This window comes from Anaerovorax odorimutans, assembly GCF_024459955.1.
GTDB classification, from domain to species: domain Bacteria; phylum Bacillota; class Clostridia; order Peptostreptococcales; family Anaerovoracaceae; genus Hominibacterium; species Hominibacterium odorimutans_A.
On the sequence record NZ_JANFXK010000001.1, the window covers coordinates 410399 to 433599 of the forward strand.

Annotated in this window: 22 protein-coding genes and 1 other annotated feature; all 22 genes read right to left on the reverse strand. The window is 48.9% G+C overall.

Annotation, left to right across the window (positions count from 1 at the left end; translation table 11 throughout):
* Positions 1–167 precede the first annotated feature (167 nt).
* Positions 168–1361, reverse strand: a complete 1194-nt coding sequence (tuf, locus tag NE619_RS01840) for an elongation factor Tu (protein ID WP_256130646.1) — start codon at positions 1359–1361, stop codon at positions 168–170.
* Positions 1362–1449: 88 nt separating this feature from the next.
* Positions 1450–3513 (reverse strand): elongation factor G, encoded by a 2064-nt coding sequence (gene fusA / locus NE619_RS01845; RefSeq protein ID WP_256130647.1) that lies wholly within the window; start codon positions 3511–3513, stop codon positions 1450–1452.
* Between the two features lie 170 nt (positions 3514–3683).
* Positions 3684–4154 (reverse strand): 30S ribosomal protein S7, encoded by a 471-nt coding sequence (rpsG, locus tag NE619_RS01850; RefSeq protein WP_256130648.1) that lies wholly within the window; start codon positions 4152–4154, stop codon positions 3684–3686.
* A 204-nt stretch (positions 4155–4358) separates the two neighbouring features.
* Positions 4359–4772: a 30S ribosomal protein S12 gene (rpsL, locus tag NE619_RS01855; RefSeq protein WP_256130650.1), complete on the reverse strand. Its 414-nt coding sequence runs from the start codon at positions 4770–4772 to the stop codon at positions 4359–4361.
* A gap of 162 nt (positions 4773–4934) precedes the next feature.
* Positions 4935–8717, reverse strand: a complete 3783-nt coding sequence (gene rpoC / locus NE619_RS01860) for a DNA-directed RNA polymerase subunit beta' (RefSeq protein ID WP_256130651.1) — start codon at positions 8715–8717, stop codon at positions 4935–4937.
* 100 nt (positions 8718–8817) lie between these two features.
* Positions 8818–12516, reverse strand: a complete 3699-nt coding sequence (gene rpoB / locus NE619_RS01865; RefSeq protein WP_256130652.1) for a DNA-directed RNA polymerase subunit beta — start codon at positions 12514–12516, stop codon at positions 8818–8820.
* A gap of 357 nt (positions 12517–12873) precedes the next feature.
* Positions 12874–13251: a 50S ribosomal protein L7/L12 gene (rplL, locus tag NE619_RS01870; RefSeq protein ID WP_256130653.1), complete on the reverse strand. Its 378-nt coding sequence runs from the start codon at positions 13249–13251 to the stop codon at positions 12874–12876.
* A 64-nt stretch (positions 13252–13315) separates the two neighbouring features.
* Positions 13316–13837, reverse strand: a complete 522-nt coding sequence (rplJ, locus tag NE619_RS01875) for a 50S ribosomal protein L10 (RefSeq protein WP_256130654.1) — start codon at positions 13835–13837, stop codon at positions 13316–13318.
* Positions 13838–13874: 37 nt separating this feature from the next.
* Positions 13875–14011 (reverse strand) — a sequence feature (ribosomal protein L10 leader region).
* An 8-nt stretch (positions 14012–14019) separates the two neighbouring features.
* Complete coding sequence (rplA, locus tag NE619_RS01880; RefSeq protein ID WP_256130655.1) at positions 14020–14715, reverse strand: 50S ribosomal protein L1; 696 nt, start codon at positions 14713–14715, stop codon at positions 14020–14022.
* A gap of 46 nt (positions 14716–14761) precedes the next feature.
* The gene (gene rplK, locus NE619_RS01885) at positions 14762–15187 is read right to left on the reverse strand and encodes a 50S ribosomal protein L11 (protein WP_256130656.1); all 426 of its coding nucleotides are present in this window, start codon (positions 15185–15187) and stop codon (positions 14762–14764) included.
* Between the two features lie 17 nt (positions 15188–15204).
* Entirely contained in the window at positions 15205–15738 is a 534-nt protein-coding gene (gene nusG / locus NE619_RS01890; protein ID WP_148396247.1) for a transcription termination/antitermination protein NusG, read from the reverse strand.
* A gap of 210 nt (positions 15739–15948) precedes the next feature.
* A complete protein-coding gene (gene secE / locus NE619_RS01895) occupies positions 15949–16200 on the reverse strand; it encodes a preprotein translocase subunit SecE (protein ID WP_256130657.1) in 252 nt (83 codons plus the stop codon).
* Between the two features lie 12 nt (positions 16201–16212).
* Positions 16213–16362 (reverse strand): 50S ribosomal protein L33, encoded by a 150-nt coding sequence (gene rpmG / locus NE619_RS01900; RefSeq protein ID WP_256130658.1) that lies wholly within the window; start codon positions 16360–16362, stop codon positions 16213–16215.
* Positions 16363–16487: 125 nt separating this feature from the next.
* Positions 16488–16988, reverse strand: a complete 501-nt coding sequence (locus NE619_RS01905; protein WP_256130659.1) for a PaaI family thioesterase — start codon at positions 16986–16988, stop codon at positions 16488–16490.
* 94 nt (positions 16989–17082) lie between these two features.
* Entirely contained in the window at positions 17083–17820 is a 738-nt protein-coding gene (locus NE619_RS01910) for a hypothetical protein (RefSeq protein WP_256130660.1), read from the reverse strand.
* Entirely contained in the window at positions 17810–18019 is a 210-nt protein-coding gene (locus tag NE619_RS01915) for a helix-turn-helix transcriptional regulator (protein ID WP_330640649.1), read from the reverse strand. The genes NE619_RS01910 and NE619_RS01915 overlap by 11 nt, the downstream gene beginning before the upstream one ends.
* A gap of 205 nt (positions 18020–18224) precedes the next feature.
* Positions 18225–19862: a carbon starvation protein A gene (locus tag NE619_RS01920; RefSeq protein ID WP_256130662.1), complete on the reverse strand. Its 1638-nt coding sequence runs from the start codon at positions 19860–19862 to the stop codon at positions 18225–18227.
* Between the two features lie 24 nt (positions 19863–19886).
* A complete protein-coding gene (locus tag NE619_RS01925; RefSeq protein ID WP_256130663.1) occupies positions 19887–20384 on the reverse strand; it encodes a hypothetical protein in 498 nt (165 codons plus the stop codon).
* 63 nt (positions 20385–20447) lie between these two features.
* A complete protein-coding gene (locus tag NE619_RS01930; protein ID WP_256130664.1) occupies positions 20448–21275 on the reverse strand; it encodes a 4Fe-4S binding protein in 828 nt (275 codons plus the stop codon).
* Positions 21276–21284: 9 nt separating this feature from the next.
* Entirely contained in the window at positions 21285–22364 is a 1080-nt protein-coding gene (locus NE619_RS01935) for a nickel-dependent hydrogenase large subunit (protein ID WP_256130666.1), read from the reverse strand.
* Between the two features lie 15 nt (positions 22365–22379).
* Entirely contained in the window at positions 22380–22733 is a 354-nt protein-coding gene (locus NE619_RS01940; RefSeq protein WP_256130667.1) for an NADH-quinone oxidoreductase subunit C, read from the reverse strand.
* Complete coding sequence (locus NE619_RS01945) at positions 22734–23201, reverse strand: NADH-quinone oxidoreductase subunit B family protein (protein ID WP_256130668.1); 468 nt, start codon at positions 23199–23201, stop codon at positions 22734–22736. It lies immediately after the preceding gene.

Consider the following 23201-nt stretch of genomic DNA (forward strand, 5'->3'; position numbering starts at 1 on the left):
CTTGAAAAAGCCCCACCTGGCTCCCGATTCTCCAATGAAACTGCCCCGGCAAGTCAGGAGCGGGCAACCCACAGTGCGGCAGCAGCCTCAAACCAGATACGAATCAGATACGACAAAACCACCGGATCTCCGGTGGTTTTGTCTACTATATGTCAAGTTGTTTTTGACTACTCGATGATGCCGGATACGACTCCGGATCCTACTGTTCTTCCGCCTTCTCTGATGGCGAATCTCAGTCCTTCTTCAATCGCGATCGGTGTGATCAGTTCGATTGTCATCGTGATGTTGTCTCCAGGCATGCACATCTCAGTTCCTTCCGGTAACTGCAGATCGCCTGTTACGTCCGTTGTTCTGAAATAGAACTGCGGTCTGTATCCGTTGAAGAATGGTGTGTGTCTTCCGCCTTCTTCCTTTTTCAGCACGTATACTTCGCCTTTGAACTTAGTATGCGGGTTGATGGTTCCCGGTGCTGCCAGTACCTGGCCTCTTTCGATTTCATCTCTCTGCACGCCTCTCAGCAGCGCTCCGATGTTGTCGCCTGTCTCCGCTACGTCCAGCAGCTTTCTGAACATTTCGATTCCGGTTACGACTACCTTTCTTCTCTCTTCTGTCAGTCCTACGATTTCTACTTCTTCGCCGACTTTCAGGCAGCCTCTTTCTACTCTTCCGGTCGCTACCGTACCACGGCCTGTGATGGAGAATACGTCCTCTACCGGCATGATGAACGGCTTGTCGTTATCTCTTTCCGGTTCCGGAATGTAGCTGTCTACTGCTTCGAACAGTTCCACGATCTTGTCACCCCATGGGCCAGCAGGATCTTCCAGCGCCATCAGCGCGGATCCTCTGATGATCGGTGTGTCGTCTCCTGGGAATTCGTATTCATCCAGCAGTTCTCTTACTTCCATTTCTACCAGATCCAGCAGTTCCTCGTCGTCTACCATGTCGCACTTGTTCAGGAATACGATGATATATGGTACGCCTACCTGTCTGGACAGGAGGATGTGTTCTCTTGTCTGCGGCATCGGGCCGTCTGTCGCTGCTACTACCAGGATCGCTCCGTCCATCTGAGCAGCTCCTGTGATCATGTTCTTTACGTAGTCAGCATGTCCCGGGCAGTCTACGTGAGCGTAGTGTCTGTTAGGAGTTTCGTACTCTACGTGAGCCGTAGCGATGGTGATTCCTCTTTCTTTTTCTTCCGGGGCTTTATCGATCTGGTCGAAAGCTACCTTTTCACCCAGCTGATATCTCTGCTGCAGAGTTGTTGTGATCGCTGCTGTCAGAGTTGTCTTACCGTGGTCTACGTGACCAATGGTTCCGATATTAATATGCGGTTTGTTTCTTTCAAACTTTTGCTTTGCCATTTTAATTCTCCTTTCTGTCGATTCGCAAATTGTGCGAACCGCAATCCCTTCTTCCTTCCGGCTGACGCCGTCCTAATCAAAGAAAGGGTTATTTATTGATAGATTCTACTAAGCTATCAGGCAGTTTTTCGAAGTGGTCGAACTGCATTACATAAACGCCTCTGCCCTGTGTCTTGGAACGAAGGTCTGTTGCGTATCCGAACATTTCGGAAAGCGGCACGTATCCTCTTACGGCTACGGCACCGTTATTCATGTCGGAACCTTCGATTCTTCCTCTTCTGGAACTGATGTCGCCGATTACGTCTCCCATATATTCTTCAGGAACCGTAACCTCAACCTTGAAGATCGGCTCAAGGAGTACCGGTTTCGCCTTTTTGCAGGCTTCTCTAAAGGCCATGGACGCAGCGATCTTAAACGCCATTTCAGAGGAGTCGACTTCGTGGTAAGAACCGTCATACAGCTCTACGCCGACATCGACAACCTGATATCCTGCCATAGGACCGGTCTGCATCGCTTCTTTGATTCCTTCTTCGATCTTGGGGATGTATTCCTTCGGAATCGCACCGCCCACGATAGCGTTCTTGAATTCAAAGCCTTCGCCCGGCTCTCTCGGGAAGATCCTAATCTTAACGTGACCATACTGGCCGCGGCCGCCGGACTGCTTGGCATACTTGTGATCCACGTCAGCAAGCTGCGAAATAGTCTCTTTGTAGGAAACCTGCGGCTTACCTACGTTGGCCTCTACTTTGAATTCGCGCAGCAGTCTGTCTACGATGATTTCAAGGTGGAGTTCACCCATACCGGCGATGATAGTCTGTCCTGTTTCTTCGTTGGTATAAGTTTTGAAAGTCGGGTCTTCTTCAGCGAGTTTCGCCAGAGCGATACCCATCTTTTCCTGTCCGGCTTTTGTCTTCGGCTCAATGGCGATTTCAATTACCGGATCCGGGAATTCCATGGACTCCAGAATGATCTCGTGCTTATCGTCGCACAGAGTATCACCTGTCGTCGTATCTTTCAAACCTACGGCAGCTGCGATATCTCCGGAGTAAACCTCACTGATTTCCTCTCTCTTATTCGCATGCATCTGCAGGATTCTTCCGATTCTTTCCTTCTTGCCCTTCGTTGAGTTGTAAACATAGGAGCCTGATTTGAGCGTACCGGAGTATACTCTGAAAAAGGCCAGTTTTCCAACAAACGGGTCAGCCATGATTTTGAATGCCAGAGCGGAGAAAGGTCCCTTATCGTCAGCAGGTCTTTCCTCTTCCTCTTCTTTTCCCGGAACAGTTCCCTTGATTGGCGGGATGTCCAGCGGGGAAGGCATATAATCCACAACTGCGTCCAGCATCATCTGAACACCTTTGTTTCTGTAGGCGGAACCACATGTTACCGGAATCATTTCACCGGCCAGAGTCTGTACTCTGATGGCGTCTTTGATTTCCTGCTTTGTCAGTTCTTCGCCCTCCAGGAATTTCATCATCAGCTCTTCATCCGTTTCGGCAACGGATTCTACCAGCTTGTCTCTCCATTCCTGAGCAGTATCTTTCAGGTCATCCGGAATCTCCTCAATGGCAAATTCCTTTCCAAGATCGTCTTTGTATATCTCTGCTTTCATCTCTACTAAGTCGATAATCCCAATAAAATCTTCCTGGGCACCGATCGGCAGCTGGATAGGCACTGCATTGGCCTTCAATCTGTCTTTTACCATGTCTACGACTCTGTAAAAGTCAGCTCCCATGATGTCCATTTTATTGACGAAGATCATTCTCGGAACACCGTACTTTTCCGCCTGTCTCCAAACAGTCTCGGACTGAGGTTCAACCCCGCCCTTTGCGCAAAGTACAGTGACCGCTCCGTCCAGTACTCGCAGGGAACGTTCTACTTCAACGGTGAAGTCCACGTGTCCCGGTGTATCGATAATATTGATTCTAACGTCTTTCCATTGAGCTGTAGTAGCAGCAGAGGTGATAGTGATACCACGTTCCTGTTCCTGTTCCATCCAGTCCATTGTCGCCGCGCCTTCATGCGTTTCGCCAAGCTTGTGCGTTCTTCCTGTATAGAAAAGAATTCGTTCTGTGGTTGTGGTCTTACCGGCGTCGATGTGCGCCATAATACCAATGTTTCTAGTTTTTTCTAATGGAAAACTTCTAGGCATCATATCCTCCCTTCTACCTGTTGTTTTTTAATTAAGTGATACGTCATCGTGTGATGCAGAAAAAATCGTTCGCAGCCAGGCGTCAAAACGCTGAAAGCGGGCGTACAAATAAGTACGTGAACCGCACGAATCGCAGCCAGTGACGCTGTGGGCGATTTTGGCAAATCACACTACCATCTGTAATGCGCAAACGCCTTATTCGCTTCTGCCATCTTATGCGTATCTTCTTTCTTCTTCACGGACGCTCCGGTGTTATTGGACGCATCCATGAGTTCCTTGGCCAGTCTGTCGGCCATTGTCTTTTCGCCTCTGGCTCTTGTGTATTTTGTGAGCCATCTCAGTCCCAGAGTCTGGCGTCTTTCCGACCTTACTTCTACCGGCACCTGATAGTTGGCACCGCCGACACGTCTTGCCTTTACTTCCAGAACTGGCATAATGTTGTTCATTGCTTTTTCAAATACTTCCAAAGGATCTTCGCCGGTCGTCTCTTCTACCTGCTTAAAAGCATTGTAAACGATGGCCTGTGCGGTTCCTTTTTTTCCATCCAGCATGATGCTGTTGATCAGCTTTGCTACAACAACACTTCCGTATACTGGATCCGGAAGCACTTCACGCTTTGGTACGTTTCCTTTTCTTGGCACTTCTCTTCCCTCCTTGCCATAATAACTTCGCCTTTCACGGTCTCGTGAAAAGTTACTCTCCCCGCTTCCTTTGATAAACCGAATCGAAAACGGGCAAGTGTGCTTTCGGTACTCGTGGATTAGAGCCTTATCCCGCAATAATCCCCGTGGCGCTCATGACATACATAAAATCTATGATCAAGAACACGCTTTATTTCCCGATTACTACTTCTTAGGGCGTTTAGCGCCGTATTTGGAACGGGCTTTGCCTCTGTCCGCTACGCCAGCAGTGTCAAGTGTACCGCGAACGATGTGGTATCTTACACCTGGCAGGTCCTTAACTCTTCCGCCTCTGATGAGCACAACGCTATGTTCCTGCAGGTTGTGACCAATACCAGGAATATATGCTGTTACTTCGATACCGTTCGTAAGACGAACCCTTGCAACTTTTCTAAGAGCTGAATTCGGCTTCTTCGGGGTAACGGTCTTTACAGAAGTGCATACGCCTCTTTTCTGAGGTGAATTAACATCGGTAGGAACTCTTCTGATGGAGTTCATTCCTTTACCTAGAGCCGGTGCAGTTGACTTTTTCACGCTGCTGGTTCTGCCCTGACGTACTAATTGGTTGATAGTAGGCATTCTTTTCTCCTTTCTTCCGCTGCTTTTCGCAGCCTGGTTTCTATATTTTAAACCTTAAAAGTTTAAAATCTTTGTAAGCACTCTAATCTCGGGCTTTGTCAAGCCCGAGACCGAAGTTAATTCTATCATAGGTTTCCACAAAAAGTCAAATTAAATTCATAATTATTCTTCATCAAACTCGATGATATCGGATGCTTCGCCTTCAATGGGCGCCGGAACAGCTTCCTGTGCGTCCAGGTCCGCATCCGTCTCCGCCAGTTCCAGATCAGCGTCATCATCTTCAACTTCAAATATTTCTTCGCTTTCACCTAAAGCTTCATCTATGACCGGCTGACTTGCAGTCTCCATTTCCGGAGCTTCTGCCAGGAAGTCATCATCCTCTTCCTCCTGCTCTGCCATCATAGCCGTATAAGCTTCCATAAGAGCTGTATTGACACCGTAATCCAGATCGATGTTCTTATAGCGTTTCATGCCGGTTCCCGCAGGAATCAGTTTACCGATGATAACGTTTTCCTTCAAGCCCTGCAGCTTGTCGTTCTTACCCTTGATCGCCGCGTCGGTGAGCACTCTCGTGGTCTCCTGGAAGGAGGCCGCTGACAGGAATGAGTTGGTTGCCAGGGATGCCTTGGTGATTCCCAGGAGTATCCGTTCGTACTTGGCCGGTTCCTGATCTTCATCCAGGGCAGCGTTGGTTTCTTCAATCTCAAACTTGCTGTACTGTCCGCCAGGGAGCAGTTTGGTATCTCCCGCGTCGGTGATCTTGCACTTGGAAAGCATCTGGCTTACGATTACTTCCACGTGCTTGTCGTTGATATCTACACCCTGCTGCTTGTATACACGCTGTACTTCCTTAAGCAGATACTGGTAAACGCCTTCTACGCCGTTGAGTCTGAGGATATCCTTCGGATCCAGCGGACCTCTGGTGATATTCTGTCCCGCGAGGATATAGTCGCCTTCTTTGACATTGAGTCTGGCACCGTAAGGTACGATATATTCCCGTTCCTCTTCTCCGCGGACTTTAACCAAAGTCTTATTGTCTTTTCTGGCTTCGATGGAAACCACAGTACCGTCCGCTTCGCAGATCTCAGCCAGACCTTTTGGCTTTCTGGCCTCGAACAGCTCCTCAACTCTTGGAAGACCGTGGGTGATATCGGAACCCGCTACACCTCCGGTATGGAAGGTTCTCATGGTCAGCTGCGTACCCGGTTCACCGATGGACTGAGCCGCTGTGATACCTACCGCTTCACCGATGTTTACCGCCTCGCCGGTGGCCAGATTGCGGCCGTAGCACTTGGCGCAGATGCCGGTCTTGCTGTGGCAGGTCATAACCGAACGGATCGCCACGGATTCGATGCCCGCGTCTTCGATGGCCTGAGCCTGATCTTCCGTAATTTCCTCATTTTGCTCTACCAGCATTACGCCTGTCTCCGGATGATAAATGTCCGTGAGCGATGTTCTGCCGATGATACGCAGTTTGAGGGATTCAATTACTTCTTTTCCGTCTGTGAACGCTCTTACTTCGATACCTTCGTCTGTTCCGCAGTCAAATTCACGGACGATCACGTTATGGGAAACGTCAACCAGTCTTCTGGTCAGGTAACCGGAGTCAGCTGTTCGCAGAGCCGTATCGGCCAGTCCCTTTCTGGCGCCGTTGGAGGAAATGAAGTACTCCAGTACGGACAGCCCTTCACGGAAGTTAGCCTTGATCGGCATTTCGATGGTCTTACCGGTGGCGTTGGCCATCAGACCACGCATACCGCCGATCTGTCTGATCTGGTTCTTACTGCCTCGAGCTCCTGAATGAGCCATGATAAACAGATTGTTCAGGGTTCCCAGGGAATCCATCAGCGCGTCTGCCACATCGTCAGTTGTCTTGTTCCAGATCTCTATAACCTTTTCGTAACGTTCCTGGTTGGATACCAGACCTTTACGGAAGGCCTTTTCGTATTTATCTACCATTTTTTCCGACTCTTCGATGATTCCCTGCTTTGCTTCCGGGATCTCCATGTCGGAAATACCTATTGTAATCGCTGCTCTCGTTGAATAATGGAAACCCATATCCTTGATATAGTCCAGCATGATAGCGGTACCAGTGTTGCCGTGGATACGATAGCAGCGGTCGATGATCTGTCCCAGCTTTTTCTTATCGCACAGAAAGTCGATTTCCAGCGCGTAAGGGTCCGCGTCCCGGTCCACAAATCCCAGATCCTGCGGAATCTCCTGGTTGAAGATAAATCTCCCTACTGTGGATTCCACCAGCTTGCCCCGCTTGTCGTCTTCGTCCATGTACATGCGGACCTTGACTTTCGCATGGAGGCCTACCTCTTTATTCTGATACGCCATCAGCATTTCGTCGATGTCGGTGAATACTTTGCCGTCACCCTTTTCCGCCGCAGTGTTTCTTTCTTCTACGCCAGGGTGGGTCAGATAATAGCTTCCCAGGATCATGTCCTGTGTCGGCGTGGTGATCGGGGAACCATCCTTCGGCGCCAGAATGTTATTGACGGAAAGCATGAGGAATCTGGCTTCTGCCTGAGCTTCCACGGAAAGCGGCACATGTACCGCCATCTGGTCGCCGTCAAAGTCCGCGTTGAAAGCGGTACATACCAGCGGATGCAGCTTGATGGCTTTGCCTTCTACCAGTACCGGCTCGAATGCCTGGATACCCAATCTGTGAAGAGTCGGGGCACGGTTGAGCATTACCGGATGTTCCTTGATAACGCCTTCCAGTACGTCCCAGACCTCAGGTCTCACCTTTTCCACCATTCTCTTGGCGCTCTTAATATTGTGGGCGTAGCCGTTTTCCACCAGCTTTTTCATGATAAACGGTTTGAACAGCTCCAGCGCCATCTTCTTCGGAAGCCCGCACTGCCAGAAACGCAGCTCCGGACCGACTACGATTACCGAACGGCCGGAGTAGTCAACTCGCTTACCCAGCAGGTTCTGTCTGAAACGTCCCTGCTTACCTTTGAGCATGTCGGATAAGGATTTCAGCGGTCTTGATCCCGGACCGGTTACCGGTCTGCCCCGTCTGCCGTTATCGATCAGAGCATCTACCGCTTCCTGCAGCATTCTCTTTTCGTTTCTTACGATAATGTCCGGAGCGCCCAGTTCTAAAAGGCGGTTCAATCTATTGTTTCTGTTGATTACTCTTCTGTAGAGATCGTTCAGGTCGGATGTGGCAAATCTGCCGCCGTCCAGCTGAACCATCGGTCTCAGATCCGGCGGAATAACCGGAATCACTTCCAGAATCATCCACTCCGGTTTGTTGCCGGAAGCTCTCAGAGCTTCGATCACTTCCAGACGTCTTACGATTCTGATTTTCTTCTGCCCGGTGGCGTCCTTCAGCTTGCCCCGCAGATCTGTGGACAGTTCATCCAGATCGATATGGGTCAACAGCTCTCTCACTGCCTCGGCTCCCATAGCGGCCTTGAATTCACTGCCGTATTTATCTTTTGCTTCTCTGTACTGCTGCTCGGTCAGAACTTCTTTGTAAGCGAATTCCGTCGTACCCGGATCCAGTACGATATAAGCTGCGAAATACAGAACTTTTTCCAGATTTCTGGGTGATATATCCAGGACCAGGCCCATTCTCGATGGGATGCCCTTGAAATACCATATATGAGAAACAGGAGCGGCCAGCTTGATGTGGCCCATTCTCTCCCTTCTTACCTTTGCTTTTGTAACTTCTACGCCGCAGCGGTCGCAAACGATCCCTTTGTAACGGATGCGCTTGTACTTACCACAGTGACATTCCCAGTCCTTTTGAGGTCCAAATATCCTTTCGCAGAAAAGTCCTTCCTTCTCCGGCTTTAAGGTCCTGTAGTTAATAGTTTCAGGTTTTGTAACCTCTCCATGCGACCATTCCATGATCTTCTCCGTGGAAGCCAGGCCGATCTGCAGGGATTCAAAATTATTTAACTCATAGTTGTTGTTTTCACTCATTGGTCACTTCTCCTTCCCTATAACGGGCTCGAAAGCTGTTTCCGCCCCGTTTCAATGGTTCTCACTTTTCTCAGCAACGCTGTTTTCAATGGAAGAACCATTACAAACGTTCTTCAGGATCTTCGGCCGGTACATCGTCTTCCAGGTCATCCTCTAAATCGTCATCGTCCGGCCCCTCTTCTGAGAAACCACCTTCATCAAAGATCTCTTCCTCATCGGCGACACCAGGGTCCGCGTCGATAATGTCTTCGATTGCGGACAGGCCTTCCAGCTCCTGTGCCTCTTTGATTTCGATCTCTTCATTGTCTTCTGTCAGGACCTTCACGTCCAGGCCAAGGCTCTGCATTTCTTTGATCAGTACCTTGAAGGATTCCGGAATTCCCGGTTCCGGAATGTTCTCGCCCTTGACGATGGCTTCGTAAGTCTTCACACGGCCTACGATATCGTCGGATTTAACCGTAAGGATTTCCTGCAGAGTATATGCGGCGCCGTATGCTTCCAGCGCCCAAACTTCCATCTCTCCGAAACGCTGTCCGCCGAACTGAGCTTTACCGCCCAGAGGCTGCTGCGTTACCAGTGAGTACGGACCGGTACTTCTTGCATGGATCTTATCGTCAACCAGATGATGGAGCTTGAGCATATACATGTAGCCCACTGTTACCGGGTTGTCGAACTCTTCGCCGGTACGCCCGTCTCTCAGCTTCAGCTTACCGCTCTTATCAATGCCCACTTCATCCAGCAGTTCGATGATGTCTCTTTCATTGGCTCCGTCGAATACCGGGGTGGCGATATACCAGTCTTTTCTCTTGGCCGCCAGACCCAGATGGACTTCCAGTACCTGACCGACATTCATTCGGGAAGGTACGCCCAGAGGATTCAGCATGACCTGCAGAGACTGGCCGTTTTCCATGAACGGCATATCTTCTTCCGGCAGGATACGGGAAATTACACCCTTATTTCCGTGACGTCCGGCCATTTTGTCGCCTACGTTGATCTTTCTCTTTGTGGCGATATAGCAGCGAACCAGCTTGTTTACGCCAGGAGGCAGCTCGTCGCCGTTCTCTCTTGAGAAGATTTTAACGTCAACCACAATACCGGTCTCGCCGTGAGGAACGCGCAGTGAGGTGTCTCTAACTTCTCTGGCTTTTTCTCCGAAAATGGCTCGCAGCAATCTTTCCTCCGCTGTCAGCTCCGTTTCGCCCTTTGGCGTTACTTTGCCCACCAGAATATCGGAAGCATTAACTTCTGCGCCGATGCGGATGATACCCTCTTCGTCCAGGTCTCTGAGAGCATCTTCACCTACGTTTGGAATGTCTCTGGTGATTTCCTCAGGTCCCAGCTTGGTATCTCTGGCTTCGGATTCATATTCTTCAATATGGATGGATGTGAGCACATCCTCCATAATCAGTCTTTCGTTGAGGATAATCGCGTCCTCGTAGTTGTATCCTTCCCAGGTCATGAAGCCGATCAGCAGGTTCTTGCCCAGTGCCACTTCGCCGTTTTCGGTGGAAGGACCATCGGCAATTACTTCGCCCGCTTCCACGTGTTCGCCGTGGCAGACGATCGGCCTCTGATTGATACAGGTTCCCTGGTTGGAACGCTTGAATTTGAGCAGGGTATATTTGTCTGTGCCCTTGCCGTCGTCTCTGCGGATGGTGATTCTGTCCGCGTCGACAAATTCTATAGTGCCGGCGTTTTTCGCCAGCTGAACGACACCGGAGTCTTTAGCCGCTTTATGCTCCATACCGGTTCCTACGATCGGCGCTTCCGTTACCAGAAGAGGTACGGCCTGACGCTGCATGTTGGAACCCATCAGCGCACGGTTGGCGTCGTCGTTTTCCAGGAATGGAATCATGGCCGTAGCAACGGATACTACCTGCTTCGGCGATACGTCCATATAGTCGATCTGGTCTCTTGGAACCAGGTCGATTTCGCCGCCCACTCCACGGGAAGCGACTTTCAGGTTTACGAAGTGTCCCTCAGAATCCAGCGGTTCGTTGGCCTGAGCCACGATCTTGTCTTCCTCATCGTCAGCCGTCAGGTAATGGATCTCATCCGTTACCCTTCCGGTTGCCTTATCTACAACACGATACGGAGTTTCGATAAAGCCGTATTCGTTGATAATTCCATAGGTGGTCAGCGAGCCGATCAGACCGATGTTCGGTCCTTCAGGCGTCTCGATCGGGCACATTCTTCCGTAGTGGGAATGGTGTACGTCGCGGACTTCGAATCCGGCTCTCTCTCTGGACAGTCCTCCTGGTCCCAGAGCGGACAGTCTTCTCTTGTGCGTCAGCTCCGCCAGCGGATTGGTCTGGTCCATGAACTGCGAAAGCTGGGAACTTCCGAAGAATTCCTTAATAGACGCAGTAACCGGACGAATATTCATCAGCGCCTGAGGCGTTGCGATCTCGATATCCTGCGTAGTCATTCTTTCCTTAACGGTTCTTTCCATTCTGGCAAGGCCGATGCGGAACTGGTTCTGCAAAAGTTCTCCCACAGTTCTCAGTCTTCTGTTGCCCAGATGGTCGATGTCGTCCGTCTCTCCGATACCGTAATTCAGGTTGAGGATATAGCTGACGGACGCGATGATATCCGCGATCAGGATATGTTTCGGGGAAAGGTCATGCTTTCTGGAAACCAGGGCTTCCTTGATTGCCGCATCGTCATTCCCTTCGTTCTCGCTGAGGATTTCCATCAGCACAGGGTAATAAACCTTGTCGGGGATCTTGGTATCCGACAGGTCAAATTCCACATAAGCGCTGATGTCAACAAACTGGTTGCCGATTATTTTCGTAACCGTCTCTTCATCGTTTCCGTATGCGAAGATATGGTGGACACCGGCATTTTCGATCTGGCGAGCCATCTGCGCGTCAATCCGCTGATCCTTTTCCACTAAAATCTCACCGGTATTCGGATCCGTTATGTCTTCTGCGGCCACCCGGTCTGCGATACGGTTGAACAGTCCCAGTTTTTTGTTATATTTATATCTGCCTACCTTGGCAAGGTCATATCTCTTAGGGTCAAAGAACAATGAGTTGAGCAGGGACTCGGCACTTTCCACTGTAGGAGGTTCGCCCGGTCTCAGCTTTTTATAGATTTCCTTTAATCCTTCTTCATAGCTGTCAGTAGCATCCTTTTCCAAGGTTCTCCTGAGTCTGGCATCTTCGCCGAAGGTGTCGATAATTTCCTGATCGGAGCCCATCCCAAGCGCCCTGAGGAGTGTAGTGACAGGCTGTTTTCTCGTACGGTCAACTCTTACCGAGATGATCTCGTTGCTGTCTGTCTCGTATTCAAGCCATGCCCCCCTGTTTGGAATAATGGTCGTCGAGAACAAATTTTTACCCGACTTGTCTATTTCTACCGCATAATAAGGTCCCGGTGAACGCACCAGCTGAGTTACCACCACTCGCTCGGCGCCGTTATAAATGAAGGTACCTTTCTCGGTCATCAGCGGGAAGTCCCCCATGAACACTTCCTGTTCTTTTACTTCCCCTGTTTCTTTATTTATCAGTCTTACTTTTACTTTAAGTGGAGCTGCGTATGTTACGTCGCGTTCCTTACATTCCTCCTGTTCGTACTTTGGAGGGTCGTTTAAGGAATAATCGATAAATTCAAGCACTAAATTTCCTGCATAATCCTTAATCGGGGATATGTCCTCAAAGACTTCCTGCAGGCCTTCTTTGATGAACCAATCGTAGGAATCCGTTTGAATCTGGATCAGATTTGGCATTTCCGCGACCTCATTGATCTTGGAAAATGTCATACGGTCTTTTCTACCTAATTTTACTGGCTTTGGCATATTTATCACTCCTTATATCTCTAACAAATTACATTTGCGTGGCAGTCTAATATGATATCACCCCGATGTCAATTTGTCAACATATTTTTGGAAATTTCTAGCCTTTTGCTTTCGGGCCCAAATTGTAAAGATTGCAAATTTTGTATACAAGTTTGTTCAAACTTGCCTCAAAATACTCAATATCCAACGATTTTTTGCCGCCGCAAGCCGTATTTATATGGACATCACCGGCAAATTGCAGTGTTTCGAATATAAATAGCGTTAACTTCCGCCGGCTAGAGCCGCTCACCGCCGACCGAAAAGCAAAAGCAGGCGGGAATCCTGTTCCCGCCTGCCGGAGTAAGTCAATAGCCTCACTTATTTCAGTTCTACTGTTGCGCCAACTTCTTCCAGCTGAGCCTTCAGTGCGTCTGCTTCTGCCTTTTCTACGCCTTCCTTCACGTTGGATGGAGCTCCGTCTACCAGCTCCTTGGCTTCCTTCAGGCCCAGACCGGTGATTTCTCTTACAGCCTTGATAACCTTGATCTTTTCGCCGCCAACTTCTGCCAGAACTACTGTGAATTCAGTCTGTTCTTCTGCTCCGCCTGCTGCCGCTCCGTCAGCTGCCGCTACTACAACGCCTGCCGCTGCGGATACACCAAATTCTTCTTCACATGCTTTTACAAGCTCGTTTAATTCCAGTACGGACATTTCTTTTATAGCTTCAATAAATTCAGCTGTTGTTAATTTTGCCATTCTAATTTACCTCCAATTAAAATTTATTTGATGATTCGTAATAAAACTTACATTTAAAATATATTTATGCTTCTGCCGGTGCGGCTTCTTCGCCGCCTTCGCCTTTTTCTGCGATCTGGTTAAGCACACGTGCAAAGTTGGCAATTGGGGACTGAACGCTTCCCATGAACTTTGCGATCAGGTTCTCTCTTGACGGAATCTTCGCGATCTGCTTTACGCCTTCCGCGTCGAAAAATTCGCCTTCGATAACACCTGCTTTAAATTCCATTTTTTTGTATTCTTCGATCACTCCGTTAATGACTCTTGCCGGTGCTGTCGCATCTTCGTAGCTGATGGCGAACGCACTGGGTCCTGCAAGAGCATCGGCCAGGCATTCGTATTTAGTGCCTTCGATGGCTCTCTTTGCCAGCGTGTTCTTGTAGACGGTATAGTCCACATCTGCCTCACGAAGCTTTTTTCTCATTTCGTCAGCCTGCGCAACTGTGATTCCCATGTAGTCGATGACTACGGCAGCCTGCGCTTTTTCCAGCTTTTCTTTGATCTCGTCAATAACGGCCTGTTTTTCCTGCCATGCTTCTTTTGACATACGTCTCTCTCCTTTCCTGAGATTTGGTTTGCGGTACGCCGTAAATGAAAAGCCTTGATCTGTGAAGACAAACCAAGGCCAATATACATTCATTTATATTGTACCTCGGCGGGATGATTAAGCTCGTACCGAAATACTCGCCCCCGCTGTCTACGGTTATTATTCAGATTTTAATTCCGGTCTTAGCCAAGCTTCTGTGCGTTGACTTTGACTCCAGGTCCCATACTCGAAGCAACCGTTACGCTCTTCAGGTACTGACCTTTTGCTGCAGCAGGTTTTGCCTTGATAACAGCATCCAGCAGCGCATTGAAGTTATCTGCCAGTTTTTCCTTACCGAAGGAAGCTTTTCCAATCGGTGTATGGATAATGTTGCTCTTGTCGAGACGGTACTCAACTTTACCTGCTTTTACTTCCTGGATCGCTTTTTCAACGTCCATGGTAACCGTACCGGATTTCGGGTTTGGCATCAGGCCCTTAGGACCTAAAATCTTACCCAGACGTCCTACGACACCCATCATGTCCGGAGTCGCGATTACTACGTCGAAATCAAACCAGTTTTCTGTCTGGATTCTCTGCGCCATTTCCTCAGCTCCTACAAAGTCAGCGCCTGCCGCCTCTGCTTCCGTAGCCTTCGGTCCTTTTGCGAATACCAGTACTTTCTTTGTTCTGCCTGTTCCGTGGGGCAGTACGATCGCGCCTCTAACCTGCTGGTCGGCGTGTCTTCCGTCTACGCCCAGTCTGATGTGCGCTTCAACAGTTTCATCAAACTTGGCTTTAGCGGTCTTGATGATGATGTCCATCGCTTCCGGTACATCATATACCGCCTGTCTGTCATAAGCTTTTAATGATTCTTTGTAATTCTTACCTCTTTTAGGCATTTTTAACCTCCTTGTGGTACTGACGGCCTTTCGGCCTCCCACTCTCTTAGTCTTCTACTACGATTCCCATGCTTCTTGCAGTTCCCTTGATCATCTCTGTAGCTGATTCAAGATTTGCTGCGTTAAGATCCGGCATCTTTGTCTTTGCGATCTCTTCAACCTGAGCTGTTGTCAGTGTAGCCACCTTTTTCTTGTTAGGCTCACCGGAAGCAGTATCGAGACCTGCGGCCTTTTTCAGCAGTACTGCTGCAGGCGGTGTTTTGCAAATGAATGAAAACGATCTGTCCGCGTAAACTGTGATTACTACAGGAATGATCATGCCTGGCTGGTCCTGAGTCTTGGCATTGAACTGTTTACAGAAGTCCATAATGTTAACGCCGTGCTGACCCAGAGCAGGTCCTACCGGAGGTGCCGGGTTTGCGTTGCCGGCCGGGATCTGAAGTTTGATATAACCTTCAACTTTCTTAGCCATGTTTTTTCTCCTTTCTCTTAGATTTTATCTACCTGTGCGAAGTCAAGCTCCACAGGTGTATCTCGACCGAACATGGAGATTCTGGCCTTCAGTGTCTGTTTTTCCATATTGACCTCTTCTACTACTCCCATGAAGCTTTCGAATGGTCCATTGATAACCTTTACACTGTCGCCCACTTCCACATCCAGATCGATGTATATTTTTTCGATACCCATTCTTCTTACCTCTTCCGTGGAAAGAGGGATCGGATCGGAGCCATGACCTACGAAACCCGTAACGCCCTGTGTGTTTCTCACCAGGTACCAGGATTCGTTGGTAACAATCATTTTTACGATAACGTATCCAGGGAACATTTTTCTGGTTTTGATCTTACGCTGTCCATTTTTGATCTCCACTCGGTCTTCTGTCGGCACAACAACGTCAAGGATCAGATCCTGCATTCCCCGATTTTCAACGATCTTCTCAATATTCACTTTTACCTTGTTCTCGTGGCCGGAATAGGTGTGGACTACATACCACTTAGCCTCTCCGTCGCCTCTGAGACCCTCCAGCTCTTCAATGTTGAGCTTTTTCTTCGGAGGTTCTTCGGCCGGAATCTCTTCCGTTTCGTCCTGTACGTCTTCCTGAATCGTCTCTTCTTCAGGAATCACCGCCTCAGCAGCTTCTTCCGTCTCAGGAGTCTCTTCCACCGCAAGGTTCTCTTCCATGATAGTATCCTTTTCGTTCTCTCCCATTATACCTTCAGTCCTTTTTATCCTTCATTACATAGTAATACCAAGCAATCCTTTGAGTACTGCCAGAAATCCGGTATCAATTGCCCAGAAAGCGACAGCAAAGACAGCACAGGTAACTAGTACGACCACCGTATAGGAGCCCAGCTCCTGTTTTGTCGGCCATACTACCTTCTTCATTTCCAGTTTGACACCCTTGAAATAGTCTTTCAGGCTGCCTCTTTTTTTCTTAGGAGGAGCTACAGGAACTTTTCGTTTTACTTCCTTGTCCTTTTTTGCCATGATTACTACTCCTTATTTGGTTTCTTTGTGGATCGTGTGCTTCTTGCAGAACTTACAGTATTTTTTGAATTCGATACGATCAGGATCATTTTTCTTGTTCTTGATTGTATTGTAGTTTCTCTGCTTACATTCCGTGCAAGCTAATGTTACTTTAACTCTCATCTTGATTGTCCTCCGTTTAACTCAAAATTCAGAGCCTCATGTAGCTCTGTTTGTAATTATCATCATAAAGTCGCTTGATAATTGTATATTAGTGGCCCGTCAATGTCAAGAGATTTTTGCCAATTCTAAAGATCGATTTCTTTTGGGTCGTCTTCTTCAATCTGGTACCACTCTTCCTCGGCAAAGCCTCCGTCGCTGATCTTCGAAAGCGGCAGAATCATATATTTCCCCCAGGCCTCTACCGCAACCGTACCGTCAGGCAGCAGGATCTCGCCAGTGCCCTCAAAGAGCTTGCGGTTTTTTTTGGTGACCCTGGCGACAGCTTTCAAATCCGCTTCCGTTGGAATCGGTTTTTTGTACTTCATATGCAGCTCCACTGTCACGCCCCAGAAATCGTCGCTTCCCTGGGCGGCCGCCCGTCCGATCAGTTCGTCCAAAACTCCTGCGGCCATACCACCGTGCATTCTGCCCGGATAGCTCTGGTGCCAGTCTTCCGAACGGAAAGTAGCTGCGATCTCTCCATTTTCCAGTTCGTAAAAGCGGCAGCCCAGGCTGGCTTTGTTCTGATCGCCGCAGACGATGCACCTGGCACTGTTGTTTTGCTTCCTCTTTATCTTTTGCTTCATGATTTTCTCCATTTTAAAACTGCGGTACATGCCGCAGCTTTATTTTTATAATGTTATTATATTCCTTTATTTTTGCGCCGTCAAGTGACCGGGATCAGCCTTTTTTCCTCAGTCTTCTCCGTTCCAGGCGAAACAGTCCGTTCATTACTGCCCACACGGCTCCGGCCTCCAGAAACAGCGCTGTCGCAAGGGACGTTGTAAAACGGCTGAGTACCATGATAAGCAGCATGGCGCCCACGAGGACCCGATTCATCATTTTAAAGGTCCTGTATCCGCTTCTGTAAGCGATCATCCTCTCACGAATCACCCTTTCATCCCGCAGGTTCCCTTTTTGATTGAGCCTGGGCCTGGTGCTGAGACCTGCCAGCATTTTTTTCGTAAACCACAATGCCGCCAGAATCGCCAAAAGCAGCACTGTCATCCAGATTCCCGCACTGATGCTTCTAGCGCTGCAGAGGAAAAAGCGAATCCCTATAAACAGAAATGTCAGCATCATAAACAGTTCCAGTAGATAGTCCGCTGTTTCCAGCCCATCTTCTATCTTCTCAGGGTCATTGAGCCGCGAGGTCTTTTCTTGTTTTCCGGCGTCTTCACTTTCAAAGCGAAAAAGCCATCCTGTCGCGCAAGCTGCCAGATCAATGCCGATCATGATCCACGTCAGCAAATTGACGGACTTCCTCAGCTCCCCTCTTTGAAAATCAGCCAGGCTGCCGCTCACTTCAAAATAAAGCAAAACCGCAAAGATCCCCAGAATCGCGATCACACATAAAAGGGTTACAATTCCAATAAAAATAAGTCCCCCGTTTTCTTTTCTGATCCGATTATTCTTCATGCTCCCCCTCCTCATAGACAAACACGTCTTCCACCCGCGCATCGAGCGCTTTGGCGATCTTCAGCGCCAAAGTAACGGAAGGGGAATAGTCGCCCCGTTCAATCAGACTGATGGTCTGACGGGAAGTCCCCACCAGTCTGCCGAAGTCCTGCTGATTAATATTGAGCCTGGCTCTGTATTCTTTTAGCCTGTTTCTCAGCGGCATTGCGGCCCCTCTCTTTCTTTTGACCAGTTTCATTTACAAAATGACAATTATTTTTGTCATTCAATCATATCACTGACAACAATCACTGTCAACGGCTTTCAGGATATAAAAAGGGGCCCTCCCGCGCGTAAATCCAAAGATTGTACGCGTAAGAGGGCCCTCACTCCAGTATTTATTTCGGATTTACAGCGCACTAATTTTACAGACGCGCCTCTTTTTTCAGCGATTTTATGGTAGTCAGGATCAGTACAATGGCTAAGATGAACAGAACTGACGCGACCCCTCCCATCAGGAAATTTCCCGCACCGAAGAAGTTCCTGGCAAGCATAACCAGCGCAGTAAGGGTTACCGCAAACATGATTACCATGGGAATCGCTGTCGGCAGCTTGATTCTGCCTGTTCTTGCAAACCAGGCGGTCAGCGCCAATAAGGCCAGCCCGGCAAGCAACTGGTTGGAGGCCCCGAAAATCGGCCAGATTTTTTCATAGCCATAGAGCATCAGTAAAGCGGCGCACCCCACTGTAACCACAGTCCCCACGATCGGTTTCTGCAGAAATCTCTGAAATTGGGGCTGATCCTCTTTTTCTCCCTTTCCCATTAGTTCCTGGAACATATACCTGGCGATTCTCGTGGCCGTATCCAAAGATGTCAGCGCAAAGGCGGAGAAGGAAAGAATAATAAATACGGTTCCCACTTTCATCGGCAGCCCGAATCCTGACATAAAGGTCGCCACGCCGGCGGCAAAGCGGACTGCCGGAGTCCCGTCAACCTGCACCGCCGTATATGCCACTGCGATAATCGTCACGATTGCCACCACCCCTTCAATGAGCATGGCGCCGTAGCCGATCAGTTTGGCATCCGACTCCTTGTTGATTTGTTTTGATGTGGTGCCCGAACCCACCAGGGAGTGGAAGCCGGAAATCGCCCCGCAGGCGACGGTGATAAACAGAATCGGGAAAAGATACTGTATCGAGGTTCCGTCACTGACCGCAAAGGATGTGAACGCGTCCAGCTCCAGGTTGGGATGTTTGATAAAAATTCCCGCAACAGCGCCGATCAGGAGCGCATAGAGCAAAAACGAGCACAAATAGTCCCGCGGCTGGAGAAGAATCCATACAGGCATAACCGACGCTATGACAATATAAACCAGCACAATGACGATCCACGCGGTCTTGGATAAGGTAAGTACGGGGAAGGTGTATCCCACCCAGATACATACAAACAGAGCAGCCACTCCAATTACTGTAGAGACCGCAATATTGGCGTTCTTCCGATAGACGAAAATTCCGAACAACACCGCTAAAGCAATGAAAAGCACCGAGGCCGTACCGGCCATGGCCCCTGTCAGATTGTCCGGGTTGGCCGGATCATAGGCAAAGGTCCCCGCGCAGATATCCGCAAAGGCAGCCACCACCAGAACCAGCGCCAGCCAGGAAAAAAGGTTGAACAAAAGCTTTCCCGTCTGCCCGATATTCTGACGCACCACCTCACCGATGGACTTGCCGTCATGGCGCAGGGAAGCGAAAATGGAGCCAAAGTCATGGACTCCTCCGAAAAAAATGCTCCCGATCACTACCCAGAGATAAACCGGCAGCCACCCGAAAATAATCGCCTGAATCGGACCGGTGATAGGGCCTGCTCCCGCGATGGATGAAAAATGATGACCCAGAATCACTTTGGCGTCCGCCGGACAGTAATCCACATCATCCCTCAGAGTATGGGCCGGCGTTGACCTTCTGGCATCAATTCCCCATTTCTTGGCAAGAAACCTGCCGTAAGTCGCATACGCGACTAAAAATAACACGATCCCAATAATTAACAATAACGCTGCATTCATATCTGTCTCCTCAAAATCATTTGTCTAGGCGTTTTGCCACTGATAAACCCTCTTAATTTCTTTTCCCAGTTTATTGGTATACACGTTTCCATCACCCAAGTCAACACAAATCAGGCGGATTTTCAAATATCCACGAAAAAAGAGCAAAAATGACTTTTGAAAGTTTAACCCTCTCAGCAGTCCGGCAGTGCCATCCGGCATATGATCGCTGACCAGAATCCCGGTTATATCCGTATAGAAATGGTCTTTTCCGGGCTGGATTTTTTCCGCTTTTTTCGTCAGCCAGGAAAAAAAGGCTTCAATATCGGAAAGCGTGGGCTGCAAGATCTCTTTCATGTAGCATGTCTCAAAAGTCTCATATTTATCAATAATATCTTTCTTTGTCAGAAAGAGCCGGCCGGAAATCTGGTGATAGCGGGCGATCATCAGAAATTCTTCGCCCTCGTCAATCGCCGGCGCCTCAATTTCAAAGTTAGCGGAAAGCCGCTTTCGAATCAGTTCCAAGTATTGCTTTTTTTCCATTTTCTCAAATCCTTCCCCACTAAAAGAGCGGCCGAACCAGTCAGCCGCTCAATCTGCTTTTTTCTAAATAACTTCCAGACAGTCCTTCGGGCACTGACTTACACACGCTTCGCATGTAACACAGGCTTCCTTGTCGACTTTCCAGACTTTTTCTTTTCTGTCAATGGTCAGGGCTTCAACCGGGCAGGCCTTTCCGCAAAGTCCGCAATAAATACAATCGCTGATTTTGCATCTCAGACCGGCTTCGTCCTCCGGACAGCTGTACTCAGCTTCCTTTGGTTTTTCAGCCTTCTTGTCTGCCTCAGCTGCCGGCGCGTCCGCACCGCCCAGGGACAGACACTTCTTCGGACATTTTTCTACGCAGGCTCCGCAGCTTACGCAGGCGTCCGTATCCACTTTCCAGACTTTTTCTTTTCTGTCTACCGTCAGCGCGTCGCACGGACAATTCTTTGAGCAAAGTCCGCAATAGATACATTCATCCAGATTGCAGGTCAGCTCACCATCAGCAGCTCCGCCATCAGCTTTGCCCTTGTTGGGCGCGGCTTTCTCCGGCTTGGGAATTTCGAAGGTATCCACAACCTTTTCCGGTCCCGGCTCCGTATACTGATTTTCCATGATCAGGCAAGTCTTTGGACAAGCCTCAACACAGCAGTTACACTGGATGCACTGCATTCTTTCAATCGTCCATGTACGTTTATTTCTATCTACTGTAATCGCATTTGCAGGGCACTTTTTCGCACAGATACCGCAGACAATACAGTCCTCTTTACGAATGTCAATGTGTCCCCTTGTCCGCTCCTGCCACTCTCTCGGCACTACCGGGTACATGAGAGTCGCGGGCTTTTTGAACAAGCTTCTTAATACTACTTTTCCAATTCTAAAAGTTGCCATTACTCTCACCTACCTTTCTGTACAGCTGATGCAAGGGTCGATAGTTAATATCAGAATCGGTACGTCGGCCAGGTCACATCCCTGCAGCATCTTAACCAGCGCAGGAATATTCATGTTGGTCGGAGTTCTGACTCTCATTCTTTCCAGGAACTTGGAATCCGCGCCTTTGGCGTAGTAGAACGCTTCGCCTCTTGGCTGTTCCAGTCTTACTGCGAACTCGCCTTTCACATTTCCTTTAACCGGTACATCGATCGGTCCGTCCGGAATCTGTGAAACAGCCTGCTCGATCAGGTCGATGGACTGGAAAACTTCTCCGATTCTTACTTTACATCTTGCGTAGCAGTCGCCGCCTTCTTCTACAACCGGCTCGAAGTTCAGCTTGTGATATACTCCCGGTCCGTTCAGTCTCAAATCCTGAACCAGTCCGGACCCTCTTGCCACCGGGCCTGTAGCGCTCAGGTCGATCGCATCCTGCTTGGACAGGACGCCAACGCCGCACAGTCTGTTTTTAACAGAGGTATCCGTGATGAATACATCTGTCAGTTCTTTAATTTCTTTTTTGAGTCCTTTAAGCGTATCAACGATCTCTTTGAGTGTTTCGTTGTCGATGTCTTTTCTCAGACCGCCGACTTTGCAAACCGAGAAAATAACCCGGCCGCCAGTTGTCTTTTCAAAAATATCGAGAATCGTTTCTCTGAGCTTCCAGCAGTGCATGAACAGGCTGTCGAACGCGAAAGCGTCGGCCAGAAGTCCCAGCCACAGCATATGGCTGTGAAGTCTGGACAGCTCGTGCCAGATGGTTCTCAGGTATTCCGCTCTTTCCGGAATCTCAACATCCATAGCTCCTTCCACAGATGCGCAGTAGCCCCATCCGTGTCCAAAACTGCAGATACCGCAGATTCTCTCTATAACATATACCATTTCGGTATATTCCTTTTTTTCCACCAGCTTTTCCAGTCCTCTATGTATAAATCCAATAGAAGGAATCGCTTCTACTACCACTTCATCTTCAAGCACCAGGTCGAGATGAACCGGTTCCGGAAGCACCGGATGCTGCGGTCCGAAAGGAATAATCGTTCTTTTACCCATATCTTTCTTCCTTTCTTAGTTCTTTGGATTCCATGGAGTAGGTTCAGCCACCTTGAAGAAATGTCCGCCATAGTCCAATTCGTTATTTACAATCTTGATTCCAAAGAGATCGTGCATTTCGTTCTCATAGATGAACGCGCCCCAGTATTCGCCGGTAACGCTCTGCACTTCCTCTTCTTCCGGGATCGTTACTCTCAGATTGGTGAGCTCGTGATCCTTATCGAAGGAATATAAAATTTCGAATCCTTCGGAAACCTTTGTGGCGCAGATTTGCAGCATTCTATAGCCTTCGGCTTTCATGTTTCTGACCGTAGGCAAAAGATCAGAAGCTGCAACGGGCTCAATAATCTGTTCTTTATATGATCTCATTTAAGCTTCCTCCTTTTCCGCAGGTGCCGGAGCCGCTGTATTTCCGTCCATAGCGTTTCTCTTTTCCTGAAGAACGCCCAGGCCTTTTACAACGCCGTCAATGATAGCTTCCGGTCTTGCCGCGCATCCCGGAACGTATACGTCCACAGGGATCACGGTGTCCACACCGCCTAAAATGTTATAACATTCTTTGAAAATACCGCCGTTGTTGGCGCAGATGCCGATCGCTACTACAACTTTCGGTTCCGGCATCTGTGAATAAATCTGTTTTACAACTTCTTTATTCTGTTCATTTACAGAACCAGTCACCAGGAATACATCCGCGTGCTTTGGGTTTCCGGTATTGATAATACCGAACCGCTCAACGTCGTACATAGGTGTAAGGCATGCCAGTACTTCTATGTCGCATCCGTTGCAGCTGGAACCGTCATAATGGATGACCCATGGTGATTTTGTTACATATGACAT

Bases quoted from the DNA above. Each gene is read 5' to 3' on its own strand.
- tuf (WP_256130646.1), bottom strand. From the start codon at position 1,361: ATGGCAAAGCAAAAGTTTGAAAGAAACAAACCGCATATTAATATCGGA.
- fusA (WP_256130647.1), bottom strand. From the start codon at position 3,513: ATGCCTAGAAGTTTTCCATTAGAAAAAACTAGAAACATTGGTATTATG.
- rpsL (WP_256130650.1), bottom strand. From the start codon at position 4,772: ATGCCTACTATCAACCAATTAGTACGTCAGGGCAGAACCAGCAGCGTG.
- rpoC (WP_256130651.1), bottom strand. From the start codon at position 8,717: ATGAGTGAAAACAACAACTATGAGTTAAATAATTTTGAATCCCTGCAG.
- rpoB (WP_256130652.1), bottom strand. From the start codon at position 12,516: ATGCCAAAGCCAGTAAAATTAGGTAGAAAAGACCGTATGACATTTTCC.
- rplL (WP_256130653.1), bottom strand. From the start codon at position 13,251: ATGGCAAAATTAACAACAGCTGAATTTATTGAAGCTATAAAAGAAATG.
- rplJ (WP_256130654.1), bottom strand. From the start codon at position 13,837: ATGTCAAAAGAAGCATGGCAGGAAAAACAGGCCGTTATTGACGAGATC.
- rplA (WP_256130655.1), bottom strand. From the start codon at position 14,715: ATGCCTAAAAGAGGTAAGAATTACAAAGAATCATTAAAAGCTTATGAC.
- rplK (WP_256130656.1), bottom strand. From the start codon at position 15,187: ATGGCTAAGAAAGTTGAAGGTTATATCAAACTTCAGATCCCGGCCGGC.
- secE (WP_256130657.1), bottom strand. From the start codon at position 16,200: ATGGCAAAAAAGGACAAGGAAGTAAAACGAAAAGTTCCTGTAGCTCCT.
- rpmG (WP_256130658.1), bottom strand. From the start codon at position 16,362: ATGAGAGTTAAAGTAACATTAGCTTGCACGGAATGTAAGCAGAGAAAC.
- NE619_RS01905 (WP_256130659.1), bottom strand. From the start codon at position 16,988: ATGAAGCAAAAGATAAAGAGGAAGCAAAACAACAGTGCCAGGTGCATC.
- NE619_RS01910 (WP_256130660.1), bottom strand. From the start codon at position 17,820: ATGAAGAATAATCGGATCAGAAAAGAAAACGGGGGACTTATTTTTATT.
- NE619_RS01920 (WP_256130662.1), bottom strand. From the start codon at position 19,862: ATGAATGCAGCGTTATTGTTAATTATTGGGATCGTGTTATTTTTAGTC.
- NE619_RS01925 (WP_256130663.1), bottom strand. From the start codon at position 20,384: ATGGAAAAAAAGCAATACTTGGAACTGATTCGAAAGCGGCTTTCCGCT.
- NE619_RS01930 (WP_256130664.1), bottom strand. From the start codon at position 21,275: ATGGCAACTTTTAGAATTGGAAAAGTAGTATTAAGAAGCTTGTTCAAA.
- NE619_RS01935 (WP_256130666.1), bottom strand. From the start codon at position 22,364: ATGGGTAAAAGAACGATTATTCCTTTCGGACCGCAGCATCCGGTGCTT.
- NE619_RS01940 (WP_256130667.1), bottom strand. From the start codon at position 22,733: ATGAGATCATATAAAGAACAGATTATTGAGCCCGTTGCAGCTTCTGAT.
- NE619_RS01945 (WP_256130668.1), bottom strand. From the start codon at position 23,201: ATGTCATATGTAACAAAATCACCATGGGTCATCCATTATGACGGTTCC.